Source organism: Bradyrhizobium sp. USDA 326 (assembly GCF_049739485.1).
In the GTDB taxonomy this organism is placed as follows: domain Bacteria; phylum Pseudomonadota; class Alphaproteobacteria; order Rhizobiales; family Xanthobacteraceae; genus Bradyrhizobium.
Window position 1 is genome coordinate 6110789 of sequence record NZ_JBMGQA010000001.1, and the last position, 23192, is coordinate 6133980.

At 64.9% G+C, this 23192-nt stretch carries 22 protein-coding genes; 8 read left to right on the forward strand and 14 right to left on the reverse strand.

Translation table 11 applies throughout. The features are described 5' to 3' along the window. Nucleotides 1-56: 56 nt before the first annotated feature. The 3 genes from ABIG06_RS28630 to ABIG06_RS28640 all read right to left on the reverse strand — a co-directional run bounded on the left by ABIG06_RS28630 (nt 57) and on the right by ABIG06_RS28640 (nt 2605). Nucleotides 57-1916 carry an ABC-F family ATP-binding cassette domain-containing protein gene (locus tag ABIG06_RS28630; protein WP_370139446.1) on the reverse strand — a complete coding sequence of 620 codons (1860 nt, stop codon included), beginning with the start codon at nt 1914-1916 and terminating at the stop codon, nt 57-59. A gap of 46 nt (nt 1917-1962) precedes the next feature. Continuing rightward, a complete protein-coding gene (locus ABIG06_RS28635; RefSeq protein WP_370139447.1) occupies nt 1963-2136 on the reverse strand; it encodes a hypothetical protein in 174 nt (57 codons plus the stop codon). Nucleotides 2137-2347: 211 nt separating this feature from the next. Continuing rightward, nucleotides 2348-2605: a sulfur globule protein precursor gene (locus tag ABIG06_RS28640; RefSeq protein ID WP_424578451.1), complete on the reverse strand. Its 258-nt coding sequence runs from the start codon at nt 2603-2605 to the stop codon at nt 2348-2350. 312 nt (nt 2606-2917) lie between these two features. Here ABIG06_RS28640 and ndk point away from each other — a divergent pair, with 312 nt between their 5' ends. From ndk to ABIG06_RS28655, 3 genes are all read left to right on the forward strand, one after another. After that, the gene (gene ndk, locus ABIG06_RS28645) at nt 2918-3340 is read left to right on the forward strand and encodes a nucleoside-diphosphate kinase (protein ID WP_025035862.1); all 423 of its coding nucleotides are present in this window, start codon (nt 2918-2920) and stop codon (nt 3338-3340) included. A 44-nt stretch (nt 3341-3384) separates the two neighbouring features. After that, entirely contained in the window at nt 3385-4245 is an 861-nt protein-coding gene (locus ABIG06_RS28650; protein ID WP_370139448.1) for a TerC family protein, read from the forward strand. A gap of 347 nt (nt 4246-4592) precedes the next feature. Further along, a complete protein-coding gene (locus ABIG06_RS28655) occupies nt 4593-6929 on the forward strand; it encodes a TonB-dependent receptor (RefSeq protein WP_370139449.1) in 2337 nt (778 codons plus the stop codon). Nucleotides 6930-6936: 7 nt separating this feature from the next. Here the strand turns inward: ABIG06_RS28655 and ABIG06_RS28660 are convergent, their stop codons facing one another. The 5 genes from ABIG06_RS28660 to ABIG06_RS28680 all read right to left on the reverse strand — a co-directional run bounded on the left by ABIG06_RS28660 (nt 6937) and on the right by ABIG06_RS28680 (nt 12751). Beyond that, nucleotides 6937-7248 (reverse strand): DUF3240 family protein, encoded by a 312-nt coding sequence (locus tag ABIG06_RS28660; RefSeq protein WP_370139450.1) that lies wholly within the window; start codon nt 7246-7248, stop codon nt 6937-6939. Next, nucleotides 7245-10319 carry an efflux RND transporter permease subunit gene (locus tag ABIG06_RS28665; protein ID WP_370139451.1) on the reverse strand — a complete coding sequence of 1025 codons (3075 nt, stop codon included), beginning with the start codon at nt 10317-10319 and terminating at the stop codon, nt 7245-7247. Before ABIG06_RS28665 ends, ABIG06_RS28660 begins: the two co-directional genes overlap by 4 nt. Continuing rightward, nucleotides 10320-11396, reverse strand: a complete 1077-nt coding sequence (locus tag ABIG06_RS28670) for an efflux RND transporter periplasmic adaptor subunit (protein ID WP_370140928.1) — start codon at nt 11394-11396, stop codon at nt 10320-10322. Between the two features lie 507 nt (nt 11397-11903). Continuing rightward, on the reverse strand, nt 11904-12464 hold the full coding sequence (locus ABIG06_RS28675; RefSeq protein WP_124158911.1) for a cytochrome b/b6 domain-containing protein: 561 nt from the start codon (nt 12462-12464) through the stop codon (nt 11904-11906). An 11-nt stretch (nt 12465-12475) separates the two neighbouring features. Next, nucleotides 12476-12751: a PepSY domain-containing protein gene (locus ABIG06_RS28680; RefSeq protein ID WP_124158912.1), complete on the reverse strand. Its 276-nt coding sequence runs from the start codon at nt 12749-12751 to the stop codon at nt 12476-12478. A 232-nt stretch (nt 12752-12983) separates the two neighbouring features. Here ABIG06_RS28680 and ABIG06_RS28685 point away from each other — a divergent pair, with 232 nt between their 5' ends. From ABIG06_RS28685 to ABIG06_RS28695, 3 genes are read left to right on the forward strand one after another with little or no spacing between them, the layout of a single operon-like run. Continuing rightward, entirely contained in the window at nt 12984-13310 is a 327-nt protein-coding gene (locus ABIG06_RS28685; protein WP_124158913.1) for a PepSY domain-containing protein, read from the forward strand. Continuing rightward, nucleotides 13310-13975, forward strand: a complete 666-nt coding sequence (locus tag ABIG06_RS28690; protein ID WP_370139452.1) for a response regulator transcription factor — start codon at nt 13310-13312, stop codon at nt 13973-13975. The genes ABIG06_RS28685 and ABIG06_RS28690 overlap by 1 nt, the downstream gene beginning before the upstream one ends. Then, nucleotides 13972-15333 (forward strand): sensor histidine kinase, encoded by a 1362-nt coding sequence (locus ABIG06_RS28695; protein ID WP_370139453.1) that lies wholly within the window; start codon nt 13972-13974, stop codon nt 15331-15333. The genes ABIG06_RS28690 and ABIG06_RS28695 overlap by 4 nt, the downstream gene beginning before the upstream one ends. A 56-nt stretch (nt 15334-15389) precedes the next feature. On the opposite strand, the gene ppx is transcribed toward ABIG06_RS28695, so the two are convergent. From ppx to ABIG06_RS28715, 4 genes are all read right to left on the reverse strand, one after another. Then, nucleotides 15390-16892, reverse strand: coding sequence for an exopolyphosphatase (gene ppx, locus ABIG06_RS28700; protein ID WP_124158916.1), 1503 nt, complete (start codon nt 16890-16892; stop codon nt 15390-15392). Nucleotides 16893-16907: 15 nt separating this feature from the next. Beyond that, nucleotides 16908-19097: an RNA degradosome polyphosphate kinase gene (locus ABIG06_RS28705; protein WP_370140929.1), complete on the reverse strand. Its 2190-nt coding sequence runs from the start codon at nt 19095-19097 to the stop codon at nt 16908-16910. 141 nt (nt 19098-19238) lie between these two features. After that, nucleotides 19239-19916: a DnaA ATPase domain-containing protein gene (locus ABIG06_RS28710; RefSeq protein ID WP_370140930.1), complete on the reverse strand. Its 678-nt coding sequence runs from the start codon at nt 19914-19916 to the stop codon at nt 19239-19241. Nucleotides 19917-20023: 107 nt separating this feature from the next. Then, nucleotides 20024-20566 carry a CDP-alcohol phosphatidyltransferase family protein gene (locus ABIG06_RS28715; RefSeq protein ID WP_370139454.1) on the reverse strand — a complete coding sequence of 181 codons (543 nt, stop codon included), beginning with the start codon at nt 20564-20566 and terminating at the stop codon, nt 20024-20026. A gap of 156 nt (nt 20567-20722) precedes the next feature. On the opposite strand from ABIG06_RS28715, the gene purM reads away from it, so the two are divergent. Next, nucleotides 20723-21796 (forward strand): phosphoribosylformylglycinamidine cyclo-ligase, encoded by a 1074-nt coding sequence (gene purM / locus ABIG06_RS28720; protein WP_124158919.1) that lies wholly within the window; start codon nt 20723-20725, stop codon nt 21794-21796. After that, nucleotides 21796-22449 carry a phosphoribosylglycinamide formyltransferase gene (gene purN, locus ABIG06_RS28725; RefSeq protein ID WP_370139455.1) on the forward strand — a complete coding sequence of 218 codons (654 nt, stop codon included), beginning with the start codon at nt 21796-21798 and terminating at the stop codon, nt 22447-22449. The genes purM and purN overlap by 1 nt, the downstream gene beginning before the upstream one ends. Nucleotides 22450-22465: 16 nt before the next feature. On the opposite strand, the gene ABIG06_RS28730 is transcribed toward purN, so the two are convergent. Both ABIG06_RS28730 and ABIG06_RS28735 read right to left on the reverse strand, forming a co-directional pair. Next, nucleotides 22466-22807: a DUF6678 family protein gene (locus tag ABIG06_RS28730; protein ID WP_370139456.1), complete on the reverse strand. Its 342-nt coding sequence runs from the start codon at nt 22805-22807 to the stop codon at nt 22466-22468. 77 nt (nt 22808-22884) lie between these two features. Beyond that, on the reverse strand, nt 22885-23091 hold the full coding sequence (locus ABIG06_RS28735) for a cold-shock protein (protein ID WP_124158922.1): 207 nt from the start codon (nt 23089-23091) through the stop codon (nt 22885-22887). Between the last annotated feature and the right edge of the window lie 101 nt (nt 23092-23192).

The window sequence follows — 23192 nt, forward strand, 5'->3', positions numbered from 1 at the left end:
TAGTCGGGTAATTTGCTACCCGTACTGTGCATGGGGTTGTTTTCAAGATTTTGAGTCTACCCCGCCGCCTCGTCGAACTGCGTGCTTGCCTCCAGCCACTGCTCCTCCGCCCGCGCCAGTGCGTCGGCGGCATTCGCGCGCGCTTTCGACAGTTGCGCGGCCTGCTTGGGATCGCGCGTAAAAATGTCGGGCAGGGCGAGCGCAGTGTCAATCTTCGTGATGATCTCGCTGACGCGGGCGATCTCGGCCTCGGCTTCCGCGATGCGCTTCTTCAGCGAGCCGCGATTGTCCGACCTCACGCGCTGCGGCTTCTCGCTCGCGGCGCTGCGCTCGCGCGGGGCTTCCGCGTTGCGCGTGGACAGCACCAGGCGGCGGTATTCGTCGAGGTCGCCGTCGTAATTGGTGACGGTGCGGTCGGCAACGATCCAGAGCCGATCGGCGCAGGCCTCGATCAGATAGCGGTCGTGCGAGACCATGATGACGGCGCCTGGGAATTCATTGATCGCTTCGGCGAGCGCGGCGCGGCTGTCGATGTCGAGATGGTTGGTCGGCTCGTCCAGGATGATCATGTTGGGGCCGAAGAAGGTGGCAAGGCCGAGCAGCAGCCGCGCCTTCTCGCCGCCGGACAATTTGCCGGCCTTGGTGTCGGCGGCCTTGCCGGAGAAGCCGATCGCGCCGGCACGTGCGCGCACTTTGGCTTCGGGCGCGTCGCCCATCAGCTTGCGGACATGGTCGTAGGCGGAGGCGTCCTCGTTCAGCTCGTCGAGCTGATGCTGCGCGAAATAGGCGATCGACAGCTTGTCCGCGCGGGTCACTTTGCCGGAGAACGGCGCGAGACGTCCGGCGAGCAGTTTGACCAGAGTCGATTTGCCGTTGCCGTTGGCGCCCAACAGCGCGATGCGGTCGTCATTGTCGATGCGCAGGGTGATGCGGCTCAGCACCGGCGTTGCCGGATCGTAGCCGACCGAGGCGTTGTCGACCGCGATGATCGGCGGCGACAGGATTTTCTCCGGCGCGGGAAAGCTGATCTCGCGCACGTCCTCGGTGACCAGCGCCGTGATCGGCTTCAGCCGTTCCAGCATCTTCACGCGCGATTGCGCCTGGCGCGCCTTGGAGGCCTTGGCCTTGAAGCGATCGACGAAGGCCTGCAGGCGCGCACGCTCGGCCTCCTGTCGCTTGACCGCCTTCGCATCGAGCAGCTCGCGCGCGGCACGCTGCTCCTCGAACGAGGAGTAGGTGCCCTTGTAGAGCGTGAGCTTGCCGCGCTCCAGATGCAGGATCTGGTCGACCGAGCTTTCCAGGAGGTCGCGGTCGTGGCTGATCACGATGACCGTGCGCGGATAATGCGCGAGGTGATCCTCCAGCCACAGCGTGCCTTCGAGATCGAGATAGTTGGTGGGCTCGTCGAGCAGCAGAAGGTCGGGAGCCGCGAACAGTGTGGCGGCGAGCGCGACGCGCATGCGCCAGCCGCCGGAGAATTCGGCGCAGGGACGCAACTGATCCGCGGCGGAGAAGCCGAGGCCGGAGAGGATCGCGGCCGCACGGCTCGGCGCCGAATGCGCGTCGATATCCACCAGCCGGGTCTGGATCTCGGCGATCCGGTGCGGGTCGGTCGCGCTCTCGGCTTCGGTGAGCAGCGCATCGCGTTCGAGGTCGGCCTTGAGCACGACCGAGATCAGGCTTTCGGGGCCATTCGGCGCTTCCTGCGCCAGGCTGCCGATGCGCCAGCGCGGCGGCAGGGTCACCGAGCCGTGCTCGGCCGCGAGCTCGCCGCGGATCACCTTGAACAGCGTCGACTTGCCGGTGCCGTTGCGCCCGACCAGGCCGACGCGCGATCCGGGCGTGATCTGCACGGAACTCTGGTCGATCAAAAGGCGTCCGGCGAGACGGATGGAGAGATCGGTGAAAGCGAGCATGCGGCCTTGTCACCGCAAGGCGCGTCGAACGCAACTCGTTTTTCCGTCAGTGTGGCTCCCGCTCGCGCCGCTGCAGCTCGCTCAGGAGTTGCTCGAGATGGGTCGGGAGGCGAGGTTCTGGCCGGAGGCTCTGTTGCAGCCGCTCGCCCACGGCATCGCAAATCGAGCGGCTGGTGCGCCGGTCGATCTGTTCGCTGTCATCGGCAAGCAGGCCAGCCATCGCGAGGTTCCGTGCTCTCAAGGTAAGGACACGGTACCAAGTCATTGCCGCCCAAATAGTTTCGCCGGCGGCGGGCCATGCCAGGCATTCTCGCAAAAATTGTATGAACTGCGCCTTTTCCGCTCAAGGAAAAGCCCCGGCGAGGGGGCGCCGGGGCTTCTCCTGGAAGGCACCTGGGGGGCTTAGGTACCTCGGAAAGGTGCTGACGGGCTCAGTAGCAGCGGTTGATCAGCCGCCAGCGAGGTCCCCAGGGGGGCGGGACCAGCCGGCGCACATAGCAGCCGCCATAACCGTAGGAGACCGGGGCATAGAAGCGCGGGCCGCCCCAGCCGTAGCCGTAGCCGTGGTGCCAGCCGCCGCCGTGCCAGCCCCAGCCGCCGCCGCGCCAGTGAGCGGAGGCCGAGGTCGGGGCCAGAGCGGCACCGAGCGCAACCGCAGCGACAGCGGCAAGCGAAAGTTTCCTCAACATGGTGATCTCCTCAAAACTGCCGGCGCGGCGGGGGCCGCGTCGATCGAAAGGCCGCCGAAACGGTCCGCCTGGTGATCAGGCTTCGGTTTCGATGGGCCCGACCTTACGCCGGTGAAGCTGAACCGATCCCTGACGGCGGTTTCAGTTTGGGTTCATCTGGGTGAAATTGTTGTCATCCATGCTGAATTGGGAGCCCGCCCCCGCGCCGAAGCGCCCGCGCGGGCCGTTTCGCCGGTCGCTTGCCGTCCGGCAAAGGCGCCGATATAAGCCCCGCAACTCCGAACCACCGCTTTCTTCCCAAGGGACAAGATTATGGCCATCGAACGCACTTTCTCGATCATCAAGCCCGACGCGACCGAGCGTAACCTGACCGGCGCGGTCAACGCCGTGATCGAGAAGGCGGGCCTGCGCATCGTCGCGCAGAAGCGAATCCGCATGACCAAGGAGCAGGCCGAGACCTTCTACGCCGTCCACAAGGCGCGCCCGTTCTTCGGCGAGCTCGTCGCGTTCATGACCTCCGGCCCGGTCGTGGTTCAGGTTCTGGAAGGTGAGGGCGCTATCGCCAAGTACCGCGAGGTGATGGGCGCGACCGATCCGTCCAAGGCCGCCGAGGGCACCGTCCGCAAGCTCTACGCAAAGTCGATCGGCGAGAACTCGGTGCACGGTTCGGACGCGCCGGAGACCGCCGCAATCGAGATCGCGCAGTTCTTCTCGGGCAACGAGATCGTCGGCTGATCCATCGGCCGACAAGTTAGGGACGACGGGCGAAAGGACTGATTGTGGACTGGCTCTGGCAGATCTTCGATCCCGCTACGATCGGGGCATTCTTCACCCAGTTCCGCAACGAGATGGCCGAACCGACCTTCTGGCTCGCGGTCGGCAAGATCATCTGGATCAACATCCTGCTCTCCGGCGACAACGCGCTGGTGATTGCGCTCGCCTGCCGCGGTCTCTCGCCCCGCCACCGGCTTTGGGGCATGATCTTCGGCGCCGGCGCAGCGGTGATGCTGCGAATCATCTTCACCGGCATCGTCGCCACCCTGATGGGGCTGCCGTATCTCAAGCTCATCGGCGGTTTCGCGCTGATCGTGATCGCGGCCAAACTGCTGGTGCCGGAAAACGAGGACGAGGACGACGTCGAGTCCGCCTCGCATCTGTGGCACGCCATCCAGATCGTCGTGGTCGCCGACATCGTCATGAGTCTCGACAACGTCATTGCGGTCGCTGCCGCGGCCAATGGCAGCGTGCCGCTGTTGATCCTCGGCCTCGCCATCAGCGTGCCGCTGATCGTCGCAGGCGCCGCGCTGATCATGGCGCTGCTCGCAAGACTGCCGGTCCTGGTCTGGGCTGGCGCTGCGCTGCTCGGCTGGATCGCGGGCGAGGTGATCGCGACCGATCCGGGCGTCACGCCGAAGCTGCACATGCTGCTCGACGGCCCGCTGGGCACCTCGCTGGACAGCATGCTTGGCGCGCTGCGCATCCCGCCGCAGTTCGGCCATGGCGGGGCAGGCGGCGAATATCTTTGCGCCGTGCTCGGCGTCGTGGTCGTGCTGGCGGTCGGCTACATCTGGCGCCGACGCAGCCTGACTCAGGCAGCGCTCGAATCCTCCGAGCGCCACGCCAAGGCCTCCGCGGAGTGACGCTGCGGCGCTGATCGGCGCGGCCTTTCTCTCCAGCGATGAGGGGCGACCACATCACCGAGACGCGTGCCGCGTCGGCAGGACGCGAGCGATCACCAGCCGCAGGTTCGGCGCAGGCGTCCGAGTCACTCCATCGTTGCGTTCGTATGACCGGCCTGCACCGCGCTTCGCGGGAACTCGCGTCGTGCACGCGGACGTTGCGTGGAGAGTCGTCCTGCGCAACCCTCACGCGATTTAGATCTTGTCTTATTATAAACCACCGAGATTCAAGGGTACTTTCGTTGACTCGATGATGGTTCCCACGGCACCTCGCCCCGACGTTCATGTTCATGAAATCGGAAGGTGCGATGTCGTCGAAAGTGCTTTGTCGTCCTGTTGCCGTTGTTGCCGCTCGCATCAAGACGCTTCTGACGTGCGCCAGCCCGAGAGCCTTCGCGGTTTCCGTAGTCTCCATTGCCTTTTGCAGCGACGGCGTCCTGCACAGCACCAGCGCGCAGAGCGCCACGCCCGAGGCGGCGAGGGGAAGCACGTTGCCGGCGGTGACCGTCACCGCGGACGCACCGAAGCCGCGCGTGCGTCAACGGGCCAATCCAGTCAGGAGGGCGGGCCGCGTCGCGCCTGCGAATGATCGGGCCAAGTTGCAGGCGGAAGCGACTCCGACGGCTGCGAAGCCCGGTGCACTGCCGCCGACCTACGCAGGCGGGCAGGTGGCACGTGGAGGCCAGGTCGGCCTGCTCGGCAACAAGGATTTCATGGATACGCCGTTCAACATCACGAGCTACACGGCGAAGAAGATTGAAGATCAACAGGCGGTCACGGTCGCCGATGTCGTCACCAACGATCCCTCGGTCCGCTTAGGGAGCCAGCCCGGCGGCATTTTCGATTCCTTCTTCATCCGCGGCTTTCCCATCGGCGAGGGAAATGTCGGAGAGATCGCGTTCAACGGCGTCTACGGCGTTGCACCGAACTACCGCGTGTTCACCGACTATGTCGAGCGCATCGAAATCATCAAGGGCCCGACGGCGCTGCTCTACGGCATGGCGCCGAACAGCAGTGTCGGCGGCACCATCAACATCGTTCCGAAGCGGGCAGGGGACGTCGACCTGACGCGGGTCACGACCGATTACGCGACGAACACCCAGCTCGGCACTCATATCGACGTGAGCCGAAGGTTCGGCGAGAGCCGCGAATTCGGTATTCGCGTCAACGGCAGCTATCACAATGGGGATACGCCGCTGGACAACCAGACCCGGGATGCGCATGTCGGCTCCGCGGCGTTCGACTATCGCGGTGAGAAATTCAGAGCTTCGCTCGACTTCATCGATCAGGAAGAAAAATTCGACGCGCCCACGAGGCCGTTCCTGGTCGCAACCGGCGTGGCCGTCCCGACCGCACCGGTCGGGCGGCGCAACGTCACGCAGTCTTGGGAATGGGCCAAGGTTCACGATAACTCGCTGCTGGCCCGCGCCGAATACGATGTGACGGAGTCTGTGACGGTGTTCGCCGACGCCGGAGGCGGCAGGACCCAGGTCGACCGTCTTTTTGGCACGCCGACGATCCTGAACGCGGCCGGCAATACCACGTCGATACCAGGACGCTTCAAGTTCGACATCGACAGGAACGTGGCCGACGCCGGCCTGCGCGCCCGGTTCGACACCGCAGCGATCAGTCACGCCGTGACCTTTCAGGGCAGCTACTACATGGACGAGGTTTCGCGCGGCACGGTGAACGGCACGCCGGTGCTGTCCAACATCTACGCGCCGATCGCTCGTCCCCAGCAGCTCGTTCCGGCTCCCGCGACCGTGCCGAAACTGTCGGACACCGAGCTGACCGGTCTTGCGCTGGCCGACACCATGTCGGTTTTCCAGGAACGCCTTCAGCTGACCCTCGGCGTCAGGCAACAGGGCGTCAAGTCGAACAACTACAACACCACCACGGGAGCCGTGACCTCCGCCTACGATCAGACGGCGTACACGCCGATGGTCGGCGTGGTGGTCAAGCCCTGGAGTAACGTTTCGCTCTACGCCAACTACATCGAAGGGCTCAGCAAGGGTGATACCGCACCGACGACGGCGGCCAATCAAGGCGAGGTTCTTGCGCCGTATTTCAGCAAGCAGAAGGAAGCGGGCGTCAAGGTCGATTTCGGCACGCTCGCAACGACGGTCAGCCTGTTCGAGATCATCAAGCCGTCCGGACAAACGGGTGCAGGCAATGTGTTCCGGGCCGACGCAGAGCAGCGCAATCGCGGCGTGGAGTTCACCGTGTTCGGAGAAGTGCAGCCGGGCATTCGGGTTCTCGGCGGCGTGACGTTGATCGACGCGGAGCTGACGAAGACGAGCACGTTGTCCGAGCTCGGGAGGACTCCGATCGGAGTGCCGGAGGTGCAGGCCAATCTGTCCGCCGAATGGGACACCCCGTTTGCTCCTGGGCTGACGCTGGTCGCAAACACCATCTATACCGGGCAGCAATATCTCAATCGGGCAAACACCCAGGTTGTTCCGGCCTGGACGAGGCTCGACCTGGGCGCGCGCTACAACACGCGTATCAATGACCGGCCCGTGACGGTTCGGGCTCTGGTCCAGAATGTGTTCGACACCAATTACTGGGCAGGCGTCGCAAGCTTCTCCGCACTGGCGCAAGGCTCGCCGCGAACCCTGCTCTTGTCGATGTCGACCGATTTCTGAGGTGGTTTCAATTGATCGTGCCGAATTCAGTCACGGGCATCGTCCAATAGACGAGCTTGGTTCCGGCAAATGAGACCCGCAGCCGATCGAGCAAGCTGCCGGCATCTCTTTCGGCCAGGATCATCTGCACGGTAGTCTGATCGGCGTGGCCCTTCACGCGTTCGGCGGCCGTCTGCAATCGAACTTCGGCGCGGTGACCGGCTCCGTGCGACGCAGTGAATCCCGAAACGAGGTCGGTCTGTTCGGCGAGATAGTCGAGCACCTCCTCGCGGAGCTGACGCGGTACGATCAGGGTGAGACAGACCGGCTGGTCGGTCATTTCGCCGCCTTCGACGTTCCGCCATAGCGGCGATACAGGATCGGCAGGAGAATCAGGGTGAGCAGGGTGGAGGACATCAGCCCTCCGATCACGACGACCGCGAGCGGTCGCTGTACTTCGGACCCTGGCCCGGACGCGAACAGCAGCGGGATCAAACCCAGCGCCGTGATGCTCGCGGTCATCAGCACCGGCCGGAGCCTGCGCATGGCCCCTTCGACGACGATGCGATCCTCGCCCAGGCCATGGGCCCGGAGTTGGTTGAAGTAGGACACCAGAACGACTCCATTGAGGACGGCGATACCGAGTAGCGCGATGAACCCGACCGAGGCCGGCACCGACAGATACTCGCCCGTCAGGACCAGTGCGAAGACGCCCCCGATCAGGGCAAAGGGAATGTTGACCAGCACCAGCAAAGCCTGCCGGATGGCGCCGAATGTGGTGAAGAGCAGCAGGAAGATGAGACCGATCGCCACGGGGACCACGATGGACAGGCGTGCGGCTGCGCGTTGCTGGTTCTCGAACTGCCCGCCCCATGTCAGCCGGTAGCCGTTCGGGAGCGGAAGTTCGGTCGCAACCTTCTGGCGGGCCGCTTCGACGAAGCCGACCATGTCGCGGCCGCGGACGTTGGCGCGAACCACGCTCATGCGCGCGCCGTCTTCGCGGTCGATCTTTACCGGCCCGTCCACGCGCTGGATTCGCGCGACCTGCGACAGCGCGACATGCTGTCCGGATGCGAGCGTCAGCGCCAGGCTCGCCAGCAGCGTCGGCGCCTCCCTGGTCGTCTCGCTGCCGCGGACGAGAATGGGCGTGCGGCGGCCCTCCTCGAGCGCCGTCCCGATCGTTCGACCCTCGATCTGCGTACGGAGCGAGTTGACGATGGAATCCACGGTCAGGCCGAGGCGGCCGGCCTCCATGCGGTTGACCGCAACCGTGTAATATTGAGCGCCTTCGTTCAGCGTGGTGTAGACGTCCTCGGCGCCGTCAATGCTGGACAGGATGGCGGACAGCTTGGCCGCAGCTTCGTTCAGCCTGGCGATATCGGGGCCGAAGATCTTCACGGCGACGTCGCCACGTACGCCGCTGATCATCTCCTGCACGCGCATGTCGATGGGTTGGGTGAAACTGAGCGAGATTCCCGGAAAGCCGGAAAGGACCTCGCGGAGCTTCTGCAGCAGGGCCTCGCGATTATCGGTCTGTCTCTCGGCAGCGGGCTTGAGCACGAGGAACGTGTCGGTCTGGTTGGGGCCCATGGGATCGAGGCCGAGTTCGTCCGACCCGGTCCGCGCGACGATGCCGGCAATATCAGGCACGGCCAGAAGTGCCTTCTGGAGTCTCGTATTCATGGCGAGCGACTCGTCGAGATTGACGGAAGGCAACGTCTCCACGCTGACGATGACGTCGCCTTCGTCCATCGTCGGCATGAAGGTCTTGCCGAGCTTGGTATAGGCGAATCCCGCGGCGACGAGGCCGATCAGCGCCGCAGTCATCACTTTACGCTCGTTCTTCAGGGCCCAGTCCAACGCAGGCGCGTAGATTCGTTGCGCCGCACGGACCAGCATGGGATCGCGATGCGACCCGGACTTGAGCACATAGGAGGTCATGACCGGGATCACGGTGAGCGCCAGCAGCAGTGAACCGGTGAGCGCGAAGATGATGGCGAGCGCGACCGGGATGAATAGCTTCCCCTCCAATCCCTGCAGCGTCAGCAGGGGTATGAACACGATGATGATGATGAGGACGCCCGAGGCTACCGGTTCCAGGACTTCGCAGACCGACCGGTACACCAGGTGGATCACCGGAGCAGCTTTTCCCGGTTCGTGCTTGCCGAGATTGCCGACGATGTTCTCGACCACGACGACCAGCGCGTCGATCAACATGCCGATCGCGATCGCAAGTCCGCCGAGGCTCATCAGGTTGGCCGACATCCCGGCCACGCGCATGACGATCAATGCGATGACGATGGCCAGCGGCAGGCTGAGAGCGATCACCAGCGAGGCCCGCCAGTTGCCGAGGAAAAGCAGCAGGAGAACGATGACGAGGGCGGTCGCCTCGCCGAGCGCCCGCACCACGGTGCCGACCGCGCGGTTGACCAGGTGGCTGCGGTCATAGAACACGTTGATGGAGACGCTTTTCGGCAGCGAGGGTTGCAGCTCGGCGAGCCGGGCGCGCACGTCGCGGACGAGCTGACCGGCGTTGGCGCCGCGCAAGCCGAGGACGAGTCCCTCGACCGTCTCGCCGTTGCCGTCCGACGTGACTGCCCCATAGCGCGTCAGCGTCCCGAGTTTGACGCTCGCCACGTCGTTGACCAGGATCGGCACGCTCTCGCGGGTGTCGACGACGATGGCCTTGATGTCTTCGATCGATCGGATGCTGCCTTCGATCCGGACCAGGGCGCTGTCCTCGCCCTGGTTCACCCGTCCGGCGCCGTCGTTGCGACTATTGGCTTCGATGGCGCGGCGAAACACGTCGGAGGAAATGCCGCGCACGGCGAGCGCATCGTTACGCGGCACGATCTCGAAGGCGCGGACATAACCGCCGAGCGCGTTGATGTCCGCAACGCCGGGGACCGTCCGCAGCGCAGGACGGATCACCCAATCGAGCAGGGTCCGGCGCTCGGCGAGCGAAAGCTCGGGACTATCGATCGTGAACATGAACATCTCGCCTAGGGGGCTCGTGATCGGTGCAAGTCCTCCGCTCACCCCCTCGGGGAAATCACGCGCGATATTCGACAACCGCTCCGATACCTGGTTGCGCGCCCAGTAGATGTCGGTGCCGTCCTCGAAATCGACGGTGATGTCGGCCAGTGCATATTTCGTGGTCGAACGAAGGACCTTCTTGTGCGGCAATCCGAGCAGTTCGAGCTCGACGGGGACCGTGATGCGCTGCTCGACCTCTTCGGGCGTCAGGCCCGGCGCCTTCATGATGATCTTCACCTGAACCGGAGAGACATCGGGAAACGCGTCGATCGGCAGGCCGGGCAGGAGGACGGCGCCGGCGCCCACCAGCAGCAGCACGCTCAGCAGAACGAACAATCGCTGCGAAAGCGCGAACGCAACCAGGCGCCGGAGCATCTATTGCCCCAGGCCCGAGAGAATGCCGCGAAGCGCCGAGATGCCGCCGATCGCGATCTCGTCCTGCTCCGTGATGGGACCGGACACCACGACATGGTCCTGGTCGTCCGCAACAAGCTTGACCGGGACCAGCCGGAAGCCACCGGCTATGGCAACGAACACCGAGGTCCGTTCGCTCCGCCGCACCAGCCCACTATAGGGAATCTCCCACGCGCTTTCGCCGGCGGAGAGAAAGCCGATGCGGGCAGCGGTGGTCTGACCGGGATGCAGTTCTCCGTCGTTGGGGATTTCCGCGCGAACCAGGATGGTCTGGGTGGCAGGGTCGATGGTTTCGGAGACCAGCACGACCTTGCCGGGGGTGGAATAGCCCTCGATCTCGACGTTCGCGCCGAGGCGGATCGCGCGGATGTTGGCCGCAGGAACCGCGATTTCCGCCCATAGCGGTGAGAGCCGCGCCAGCTTGACGAGCGGCGCTGATTGCTCGAGCCGTTGCCCCGGCGACACCGTGACCGCGACGACGGATGCGGTTTGCGGCGCATTGACCGTGAGCGTCGCACTGATCGCCGCTTCCTGGCCGAGCCGAAGAATTGCCTCGTCGGACATCCCGCTCAGATGCAACATCTGGCGTCGCTCGGCGACCACGAGAGCAGCCTGGCGTGCTTCAGCCTGGCTGGCCTCCAGCACGCGTTGCGGCACGGCCTTGCCCTCGAACAGATCGACGTTCCGCTTCAGTTGCTGGCTGGCGAGATGCTCCTGTGCGATCGCGTGCAGGTAGTCGCGCTGCTGGGAGACGAAACTTGGACTTTCCAGGGTGACAAGCGGCTGGCCGGCCGAGACCCGGTCACCGCGCCCGACGAGGAGAGTGGCGACCATGCCGGCCACTGGCGCGCTGACGACCCACATTTGCTGCGTGGGGATCACGATCTGGACGGGATAGGGCAGCGTCAGATCGGTCCGGATCGCGATCGGATGGGTAACACGCACTCCGAGATTGCGCGCCTGCGCATCGCTCAGCTTCAGCTCATCCTCAGCCATCGCCATGGAAGGAAACAAGCTCAATGCAATTGCAACGAGCATGCGAGCGAGCGCGCCCCGAGAAGAGGCGGGAAGGAAAATTTCGTAGCGGACTCGCATGAGGAATGTCCCACGCTCACCGGCGAGCGAAGTGCTGTTCGATTGCACGTTTGGCTTACTCCAGCACCGCGTTGGTGAGTTGATCTGCCTCAAGCGGCTCAAGCGAGCTACCCAATTGCGTGCGGTGGCCCGATCGCTGCCGCCCGACGCTTTGCTCTCTATCTGACCGTGCCGAGAGCTCAATTTCTGGCTTTTCATTTCGACGATTTCCATTGTCGCAACAGGGCGGTTCATTGCAGGTCCGCAGGTTGCCTGCACGAGTTGTATGTCTTGAAAAGCGGAGCTATGGGCGTGTGCTGGCCGTCCACGCACACGACGTTCGGCTTCTTCCCGCGATCAGGCCTTCCTTGAAGTTCTGGACGGGAGCGGCAAGGGCCGAACGCTGCGTGGAACGGGAGCCGATTCGTCGAGAGATAGCGAGAACCTTTCGTATCGGCTCCCCGACATCGGTTACGATGGATGCTTCCTTCCCGTGATCATCGCCTTCACCAGATTCTCGCTGTGCTCGAAGCTCGCCAACAGGACGCCAAGCACATGGACGACGACGAGGCCGATCATGAGGTTGGCGAACGCTTCATGGACCTCCTCGACCCATTTTGCTCCCCAGAAGCTGCTGGTGGTCATCATGTAACCGGTGGTGCAGGTGCCGATTAGCGTCACGATCAGCGCCACCACCATGATGCCACCCGCTGGATTGTGGCCGAGATAGCGTGGCGCCCTAAGCAGCGCCACGTCGCGCATATAGGCGAGCACGGCGCGCGGCGAACGCAAGAAGTCGCTGAAGCGCGCATGGCGCGGCCCGACGAAGCCCCACACGATCCGTAGCGCAAGCAACCCGGCAACCGTGTAGCCGGCGGCGATATGGACATTCTCTATCTCGTCGCCGGTCGCATAAGCGAGCAGGAACAGTGCGGCCAGCGACCAATGGAACAGGCGCACGAAAGGGTCCCAGACCTTGATCGTGGCCGGCGGCTTCCCGTCGGCCACGATTGCGTCGCGGATGGCGCTCATGGTGCTTCCCCTCACAGCTGACCGACAATCTGGCCGCTAGTCGGATCGACGAACAGTTCGACCCGGCCGCCGGACTTGTCGATGGTGTAGAGTTCGCCACAGGCATTCTTGAGCTTGGTCTTTTGAACCTTGTAGCCTTGGGCTTCGATCTTGGCCTGCAGTTGTTCGAGCGACAGCCAACTTGACTGCGGGGCTGCAGTGCAGGGCCGCCCGAGGCTGCCGGCATGAGCGGTCGCGGCGGCTGCGAGCAAGGCTGCGGTAGCGGTGAAGATGGCGATCTTGCGCATGGTTCTCTCCGGCTTGTGGCGCCCGGCCGCGTCATGCGGCGAGGCGATGTGCGGACATTGGCAGAAGAGCCCTGACCGCCACCTGTTGGGTCATGTCAGTGAATTGTCAGCCAATCGACCGGTCAGGAGACAATCGGCCAGTTCCCAATAGCGCGGGCAGCAGCGAGCGGGCCGCCGGACTACGTTGATCCACGTCAGCGATTTGTCAGGTCGGTTGCGGTAGTCTTCGCTAATGCAACCAGCTCGCTTTCTGGGATTCCTCGCAGCGCCATTGTTGGCGGGCATCCTGCTCGCCTCTGTGCCTGCGGCAGCAAGCGACCGCGACAAAGGCGCGCCCGACGCGGTTCGCCGCGCGGTCGAGGCGGGTGAAATCAAGTCACTCGCCGACATTCTCGCTTCTGTCCGTGGCAAGCTGCCGGGCGAGGTCGCCGGCGTCGAAATAGAACGTGAGCGCGGCCGCTGGATCTATGAGTTTCGCCTCATCGACGACAAGGGCCGCCTCTACGAAGCGTACGTGGACGCGCGCAGCGGCGAGATTGAACGCATCAAGGAGAAGTGATGCGCCTGCTGCTCGTGGAGGACGACCGACGGATCGCGGCCGATGTGGAGAGGGCGCTGCGCGCAGCCGGCTACGTGGTCGAGACCGTCCGCAATGGCGAGGAAGCCTGGTTCCGCGGTGACACCGAGGACTACGGCGCCGTCGTCCTCGATCTCGGCTTGCCCGGAATGGACGGTCTGGCGGTACTCAAGCGCTGGCGCGCGAACGGACGGTCCATGCCGGTGCTGATCCTGACGGCGCGCGGCAGCTGGGCCGAGCGCGTCGATGGTATCGACGCGGGCGCCGACGACTACCTGCCAAAGCCGTTTCGCATGGAGGAATTGCTGGCGCGGCTGCGCTCGATCGTGCGCCGCTCGGCGGGGCATGCCTCCCCACGGATTGTCGCCGGCGACGTCGACCTTGACGAGCGTCAGATGAAGGTGACGCTGCGCGGCGTGCCCGTCGCGTTGTCGCCGTTGGAATACCGCCTGATCGCCTTTCTCTTGCACCACCGCGGCCGCGTGGTGTCGCAGCAAGAGCTCGACGAAAACGTTTACGGCCACGGCGAGGACCACGAGTCGAACGCGCTCGAAGTGCTGGTCGGCCGAGTGCGCAAGAAGCTCGGTGCCGACCTGATCGAGACCAGGCGCGGCTTCGGCTATCTGGTACCGGAGACGACGCCATGAGCTGGGGCTCGCTGCGGCTGCGACTGGTCGCTGGCGGACTCCTAGCTATCCTGATCGCGCTGACGATTGCCGGCGCCGGGCTGACGTTGCTGTTCGAACGCCACGTCACGCGTACCATCGGTGACGACCTCGACGTCTATCTGAAGCAGCTCGTCTCGGGCATCGATGTCGATGCGCAGGGCAAGCTGGTGGTGGGCCGGCCGCCGACCGATCCTCGCTTTTCCGATCCTCTTTCGGGCTTGTACTGGCAGGTATCAGACGACGGCGGTCAGGTGCTGCGTTCACGTTCGCTGTGGGACACGGCGTTGGACCTGCCGCAGGACGAGCCGTCGCCTCGCGAGTTGCACCATCATGTCATCGTTGGGCCCGCGAACGCACGGCTCCTGGTCAGCGAACGCCGCGTGCTGCTCACCATGGGGGACCGCCGCGCGCCGGTGCGTGTCGCTGTGGCGGCCGACCTCGCCCGCGTGACGGCCGCCACCTCGCAATTCGCCAAGGATCTGGCGCTGGCGCTCGGCGTGCTGGGGGTGGTGCTGGCGGCGGCCACCTCGATCCAGGTCGGATTGGGCTTACGTCCGCTCGACGCACTTCGCCGTGGCGTCGCGGACGTCCGCTCCGGGCAACGCAAGCATCTTCCCGTTGATGTCCCTGCCGAGGTCAGGCCTCTGGTGGAAGAGGTGAACAGCCTGATCGACGCCCAGGAACGCGAGATCGAGCGTTCGCGCAGCCGCGCCGCCGACTTGGCGCATGGGCTGAAGACGCCGCTCGCCGCACTCGCGGCCGATGTCGCGCTTTTGCGTCAGCGAGGTGAGCAGGACGTCGCCCAGGCAATCGAAGCCGTCGGCGATACGATGAGCCGTCGCGTCGACCGCGAGCTGGCGCGCGCCCGGGCGCGGGGGACGGCACGACAGCGCGGTATTTCCACGCCCCTCAGACCGCTTGTTCAGTCCCTGATGCTAACGCTGGCGCGCACGCCCGCTGCGCAGCGGCTGGAATTCAAGACCTGTATAAAGGGCGAGCCGAGCCTGCCGCTCGATCGCACTGATCTGGCCGAAGTGCTGGGCAATCTTCTGGAAAATGCCGCCCGTCATGCCAAAAGCCAGGTACGCATTGCCGCCGATGCTACCGCGAATCCGGCGATCTCTATCGAGGACGACGGCCCGGGAATCGCGTCCGCTGAACGTGCCCGCGTGCTCGAACGCGGTGTAAGGCTGGATGAGCGCGGTGAAGGTGCCGGACTCGGCCTCGCTATCGTTCAGGACGTGCTCAGTGCCTACGGGTGGCAGCTTGTTCTCACCGATTCCGAACTCGGCGGACTGAAAGCCATCGTCGCGCCGGTGGACAGCCGCCGCCTCTGACCAGCCTGCTCGTTGCGCGCCCCGATGGCCAGGCAGCGTTGCATTGTCTGTGTTTGTCAGCGCCTCACGATCGAGCCGGCGCGGCCAACCAGGCGGGCGAGCTGACGGAAGCGGCTGCCGACCCGGTCGGCGACGAGGTCGCCGAGCCGGTGCTCGAACACCAGCATCAATTTGCGGCCCACGCTGCGGAAATGCGTGGCCGGCAGGACGCCCGGACGGGCCGCCGAGATCAGATGCGCGACGCGGAATGCAGCGCCGAGCAGGCGGGCGCGTTCGAGCTGGGCCGGCGTCAGCAGTTCCTGCATGTTGGTCGGCGGCTGGTTTTCCTCGCTGAGGCCGGCATAGCGATAGAACACGGACAGGCCGACGAAGGCGCGCTCGGTGTGGGTGATCGCGCCGAAATTGCCGTTGACGACGAGGCTGAGCGTCTGCTCGCCGCGATGGTCGGGATGCACGCGCCAGCCGATGTCGGACAGCAGGCACGCTGTATGGCGCAGGCGGCGGTCCTCTTCCGTCTCGCGCAGCTTCACGACGCGCACGAGGCGGTCGGTCCAGGCGATCAGCTCGCGGGCGTGTTTCGCCGAGCGTGACAGCAACTGGTTCAGCTCCTCGGCCGCGCAGATCAGCCCGTCCTCGTTGCGTGCGGCCTCCGGCAACTTCTCGTGCAGGAGGCCCTCGCGCACACCAAAGGTCGAGAACACGATGTTCCTGGGTTTTGCAACGCGGATGACGTGCTCGAGCACCAGCGCCGCATAGGTGAGGAGCGGGCGCCGCGCATCGGCGACGATCTCGATGTCCGCGAGCATGTCGGCGGCAGCGAGGCGCCGCAGACGGCGGGAGAAGTCGAGCGCCTCGGCGGCCGAAATCGAATAGCCGTGCATCACCTGGAGCGGATAGCCGCTCTGGATGATATGGATGCGCGCGAGCGCGCGCCAGGTGCCGCCGACGGCATAAAAGGTGCGGCCGCGGCCCGCGGTGAGCTGCGGCACCTCGTCGAGCTCCTCGCGCACAATGCGATCGGCGCGCTTGAGCGATTTGTGCGCGAGGTCCTGCAGCGCGAGCCCGCCGAGCGGCAGCGTCACGCCGCTGCGCACGGTGTTCTTGCGCACATCGATCAGCTCGAGCGAGCCGCCGCCGAGGTCACCGACGATGCCGTCGGGCAGATGGATGCCGGAGATCACGCCGAGCGCCGACAGCCGCGCCTCGCGCGGACCTGACAGGATCTCGATCTTCACCGCGCAGATGCGCTCGGCCTTGGCGATGAAGTCGGGGCCGTTGGAGGCGTCGCGGCAGGCAGCGGTCGCAATCGCGAACACGCGCCCGACCTGCATCACGCGGCACAATGCGCGGAAACGCTTGAGCGAGGTCAGCGCCTTGTCGACGGCGTCGGGCGCGAGCAGGCCCGTGCTCTGCACCTCGCGCCCGAGGCCGCACAGCGTCTTCTCGTTGAAGATCGGGATGAGGCTCCGCGACAGTCTCTCGTAGACGACGAGACGGACCGAGTTGGAGCCGATGTCGATAACCGCGACGCTCGAGCCGCGCTTGCGCGGCCGCTTCACGTCGCAAATCCCCGATCAGGATTGATGGCGTTCGTTCCGGCGCGTGAGACGACGCGGCGAGGATTCCTTGAGCGACTTTCCACGGCCAGACAGACTCGGATTTGTCATGAAGTAGTTGTGGACGTTGAAAGGCTCCTCGCCCTTCGCGGTCTTCATACGCGTTGACGACCCATCCGGCAACAATTGCCAGCTCTGCTCATTGTCCTTCAGATTCGCGACCATGATCTGTTCGAGAACCTGCTGATGCACCGTGGGATTTTGCAGCGGGCACAGCACCTCGACGCGGCGGTCGAGGTTGCGCGGCATCATGTCGGCCGACGAGATATACACAGCCGCTTTCGCGCTCGGCAGGCCCTGGCCCATGCCGAAGCAGTAGATTCGGCCGTGCTCGAGAAAGCGCCCGATGATCGACTTGACCCGGATGTTCTCCGACAGGCCGGGGATGCCGGGCCTCAGGCAACAGATGCCGCGCACCACGAGCTCGACCTGGACGCCGGCCTGGGAGGCCTCGTAGAGCGCGTCGATGATGTCGGGGTCGACCAGCGCGTTCATCTTCATCCAGACCGCGCCGGTCCGGCCGTGCCGCGCATGCGCGGTTTCGCCTTGAATGTGCTCGATGATGCGCTTGCGTAGCGTCAGCGGCGACACCGCCATCTTCTCGAGGTCGCTGGGCGCGGCATAGCCGGTGATGAAATTGAACACGCGCGCGGCATCGCGGCCGATGGTCGGATCGGAGGTGAAATAAGAGAGATCGGTGTAGATGCGCGCGGTGACCGGGTGATAGTTGCCGGTGCCGGTATGGACGTAAGTCGTGAGGCTGCCACCCTCGCGGCGCACCACCATCGAAAGTTTTGCGTGAGTCTTCAATTCGAGGAAGCCGTAGACGACCTGCACGCCGGCGCGTTCGAGATCGCGCGCCCAGCGGATGTTGGCTTCTTCGTCGAAGCGCGCCTTCAGCTCGATCAACGCCGTGACGGATTTGCCGGCTTCCGCCGCTTCCGCGAGCGCGCGCACGATCGGCGAGTTGTTGGAGGTGCGGTAGAGCGTCTGCTTGATCGCGACGACATCAGGGTCGCGCGCGGCCTGCTGGAGGAACTGCACCACCACGTCGAAGGATTCATAGGGGTGATGGACGATGAGGTCCTTCTGCCGGATCGCGGCGAAGATGTCGCCGCCATGCTCGCGCACGCGCTCGGGGTGGCGCGGAACGTAAGGGGTGAATTCGAGGTCAGGGCGGTCGAGCCGCGTGAGCTGCGAGAGTTCGTTCATGGCGAGCACGCCGTCGACTAGGAACACCTCGTCGTCGGCCGCCGATAGCGCATGCTGCACGAAACTGCGCAGCTCCTCCGGCATCTTGGCGTCGATCTCAAGCCGGATCACGGATCCGCGCCGGCGGCGCTTCAGCGCTGTCTCGAACAGGCGGACGAGGTCCTCCGCCTCTTCCTCGATTTCGAGCTCGGAGTCGCGGATGATCCGGAAGGAGCCCTGACCGTGCAGATTGTAGCCGGGGAACAGGCGGTTGATGAACAGGGCGGTCGCCTGCTCCAGCGAGATCAGGCGCACCGTGCCTTCGGCGGGCAGGCGGATGAAGCGGTCGATCTTGCCGGGCATGCGGATCAGCGCGTTCATCTGCTTGCCGTCGGCGGCGCGCGTGAGCTGGAGCGCGACGGTGAAGCCGAGACTCGGAATGAACGGGAAGGGGTGGGCCGGATCGATCGCCAGCGGCGTCAGCAGCGGGAAGACGTTGTTGAGGAAATAGTCCTCGATCCAGGTCCGTTCCGCCTTGGTGACGTCCTTGCCGTCGACCAGCACGATGCCGACCTCGGCCAGCGTGCTGCGCAGGTCGCGCCAGATCGCCTGCTGGTCCGAGGCGAGCTGGGAGACGGTGCGGTTGATCAGTGCGAGCTGTTCCGACGGCGTCAGGCCATCGGGGCTGCGCTCGGCAATGCCCTCGCGCACCTGGGCCTTGATGCCGGCGACGCGGACCATGAAGAACTCGTCGAGGTTATTCGCCGAAATCGACAGGAACCGCACCCGCTCCAGCACAGGGTGGCTGGGATTGACCGATTCCTCCAGGACGCGGCGGTTGAAATGCAGCCAGGACAGCTCGCGGTTGATGAACCGTTCGGGGCTGGATGCGATCGCCGGCAGGCCCTCGGCTTCCGGGGCTTTTTCTTTGGTTTCAATGGCTTGCGCAGAGTCCATCAGAAGTCGGTCCATCCTGTCTCGCCTCACTTTGCGACTTATGCGCAAAACCCCGGGGAGCATGTGTTACACCGATGACGTTTCGATGACATTGATGTTCCGGCGCTCCGCCGGGTCAAGCGGGCTTCAGGCGCGGGCCGATCAGGCGTCCCGGAGCAGCTCGGCGGCCAGCGCCCGGGTGACGGGACGGCCGAGCCGCAGGGCTTCGCTGTCGAGTAGCTCCACGGCATGCCGGGCGGCGGCCGAAGAGCGCTCCAGGCGGGTGGCGAGGTAGCCGACCACGCTCTCGTCCACGGTGAGCTGGCGGTCGGCGCAGAATTTGACGATGAGGCCGCGGAAGAGCTGGTCGTCGGGCGGCAGCAGCGCGACCACCGGAACAGCCCGCAGCCGCGAGCGCAGGTCGCGAAGCTCGACCTCCAGCGAAGCCGGCGTCTCGCGTCCGGTGAGGAGGACGTAGGCGCCGTCCTCGCGGGCGAGGTTCATCAGGTGAAAGAGGGCGCGCTCGTCAAAATCCCTGGCCTTGAGATCTTCGACCACCAGCGCGCCGGTAGCGAGCGCACCCGGAACGGCTGCCGCGGTCAGTGAATTGGCCGTGGTCGAGCGGGCGCCGGCTTCCTCGGCCCAGATCGCGGCGAGATGGCTCTTGCCGCTTCCTTCGGGGCCGGCCAGCCACATGATCCGGTTCGGCCATTCCGGCCAGCTGTCGATCAGGCCGAGACCGGCCGCATTGGCGGGGCCTTCGAGGAAGTTGTCCCGGCTGAGGCTCTCCGCATGCGGCAGTGAGAACGCCAATTGTCGGGGGTGGACGCGGCCTGCCACGCTTGCTTTGCTCCATGCCGGCGCGCCGGCCCGTTTGAAGAGGTTCGACTTGATCTTGCGAGACTTGATCTTGCGAGACTTGGCCTTTTGCGGGGCCGCATCCCGGCTCATTTGGCCTCGATCGTGCTCATGTGCCGCAGCCACTCGACGAGATAGAGCGACACGGAGGAGAGCGTGAAGATCGTGACGAGGCCCATCAGGATGATATCATAAGGTCCCGGCTTGAAGCCGAAGGCAAGCGCCGCCAGCACCAGCGCCGCGAACGCCACCTGTGCCACGGTATTGAGCTTGGACACCTTCGACGGCTTCATCTCGACGGGCCGGTCGAACAGCCAGGATACGATCACGGCGGCGACGATCATGATGTCGCGCGAGACCACCAGGATCACGATCCAGCGCGGGATCGCACCCCAGATGCCGAGCGCCATGTAGATCGAGACCAGCAGCGCCTTGTCCGCGAGAGGATCGAGCAGGGCGCCGAGCTCGCTGGTCATATTGAAGCGCTTGGCCAAGAAGCCGTCCACGGCATCGCTGACGCCGGCAATCAAGAAGACGGCGAATGCCACCTCCATCTGGCTCGACACGATGGCCCAGACGATGATCGGGACCAGCATGATGCGGCCCAGGGTAATGATGTTCGGAATACTCACGAAAGCGCTTCCCGGCACCCGGCCTGACCTCGAATCCGACCCCCTCGGGAGGCTGAACCGGTTGATATCTACATAGTATAGGGCGGGGCGCCATGCGAGCCATTGCGTGTCCCCGGAATTCGACGTAACCAGCCGCAAACCCACTGGAAATCGGGCATGACCGACCGCAAAAACGGCCTCACCTACGCCGATTCAGGCGTCGATATCGACGCGGGCAACCGCCTCGTCGACCTGATCAAGCCGATGGTGCGCGCCACCGCACGGCCGGGCGCCGACGCCGAGATCGGCGGCTTCGGCGGCCTGTTCGACCTCAAGGCGGCCGGTTTCAAGGACCCCGTCCTCGTGGCCGCGACCGACGGTGTCGGCACCAAGGTCAAGATCGCGATCGAGACCGGGCTGCATGGCGGCATCGGCATCGACCTCGTTGCCATGAGCGTCAACGACCTCGTGGTGCAGGGCGCCGAGCCGCTGTTTTTCCTGGATTATTTCGCCTGCGGCAAGCTCGATCCCGAGGCCGCCGCCGCGATCGTCGCGGGCGTTGCGGAGGGATGCCGCGAATCCGGCTGCGCCCTGATCGGCGGCGAGACCGCCGAGATGCCCGGCCTCTACAAGGACGGCGATTATGACCTGGGCGGCTTTGCCGTCGGCGCCGCCGAGCGCGGTACGCTGCTGCCGCGCAAGGACATCGCCGCTGGCGACGCCGTGATCGGTCTTGCTTCATCAGGCGTGCATTCCAACGGCTTCTCGCTGGTGCGCAAGATCGTGGAACAATCCGGCCTCGGCTTCGGGGCACAGGCGCCGTTCGCGCCCGTGATGACGCTCGGCGGCGCGCTGCTGACGCCGACGCGGCTCTACGTCAAATCCTGCCTGCGTGCGATCCGCGAAACCGGCGCGGTGAAGGGGCTCGCCCACATCACCGGCGGCGGTTTCACCGACAACATCCCGCGCGTGCTGCCGAAGCATCTCGGCGTCGGCATTGACCTCGCGCGCCTGCCGGTCCTGCCGGTGTTCAAATGGCTGGCCGCGCAGGCCAGCATCGCCGAGCTGGAAATGCTGCGCACCTTCAATTGCGGCATCGGCATGATCGCGATCGTCGAGCCCGACAAGGTCGATGAGGTCGTCGAGGTCTTCACCGACGCCGGCGAGACCGTGGCGCAGCTCGGCACCGTGATCCCGGCCGAGGGCGAGCATCGCGTCGTCTATAACGGCCACCTCGATCTGGCGCTGTGATGAAGCGCCGCGTTGCCATCCTGATCTCCGGGCGCGGCTCCAACATGGCCGCGCTGATCAGGGCAGCCAGCACGCCGGATTTCCCGGCGGAGATCTCGCTCGTCGTCTCGAACAAGCCCGATGCGCTCGGACTCGAAAGGGCGAGGGCGAGCGGCGTGAAGACCGAGGTGATCGAGAGCAAGCCGTTCGGCAAGGACCGCGCCGGCTTCGAGAAGGTGCTGCAGGCAGCGCTCGACCGGCACAGCATCGAGCTGATCTGTCTCGGCGGCTTCATGCGCCTGTTCACGGCGGAATTCACCAGGGCCTGGTACGGGCGGATGCTCAACATCCATCCCTCGCTGCTGCCGTCCTTCCCCGGCCTCGATCCGCACGGCCAGGCCCTGCGCGCCGGCGTCAAGCTGTCGGGCGCCACCGTGCATTTCGTGATCCCCGAGACCGATGCCGGCCCGATCGTGATGCAGGGCGCGGTGCCCGTCAGCGACCACGACACCGCGGATACGCTGTCGGAACGCATCCTCGAGATCGAGCACCGCATCTATCCCGAAGCGCTGCGGCTGCTCGCGACCGGCAAGGTCCGGATCGAAGGTGATGTCTGCAGGACGGACGGAAGCGCGGCGTCGGAGAATTTTCTGATTGCGCCGGTGGTGAGCTGAGCCGGGCTCCCCAGGCTTACTCGATGTAACCTGCTGTCTCGCCATTGCGCACATATCCGTAGACGCGGAAACCCGCGGCCGTTTCCTCTCCCGCAAAGCGGATGCGTTTCAGGATTGCGCGGACAAGTTCGCGTTGCTGCGTAGTCTCGGTGGATAGTTCAGCGCATTCCATCCAAGCCGATCCGCTGCTCGTCCAGTGATAGAACCACTCGCCGTCCCACTGGCTCGGGCCTCCGGTTTCCAGGTTTTTGCAGCGAAATCGAGGTTGATCGGACGAGGCAAGATCGAGCACGGCCTCGCGCAGCTCGCGCCATTTAGTGTTATTGGCGACCAAGCAATATCCGGATTGCTGAGCCATGCGCTCGCTCCAAACAAAATCCCCCGGCAGAGCCGGGGGCAACGTCATGATCTCTCGCTTGTCAGGCTCGAGAGACATCAGGAGACCTTGAGGTTCTCCGCAGATGTTTTGCCGCGGTTCTCCACGAGGTCGAATTCAACCACCTGGTTTTCGTTGAGGGTGGAGAGTCCGGCACGCTCGACGGCGGAGATATGGACGAACACGTCCTTGTCGCTGCCATTCGGCTTGATGAACCCATAGCCCTTGGTCGGGTTGAACCATTTGACGGTGCCCTTTTGCGGCATCGTTAGTCTCCTCCACTAGATACAAAAAAGACGCGGCCGCTTTTCGCGTGCCACGCCACAAACGGGCTTCCGGAAGTCTGTTCGAGTCTTGAGTCTCAATG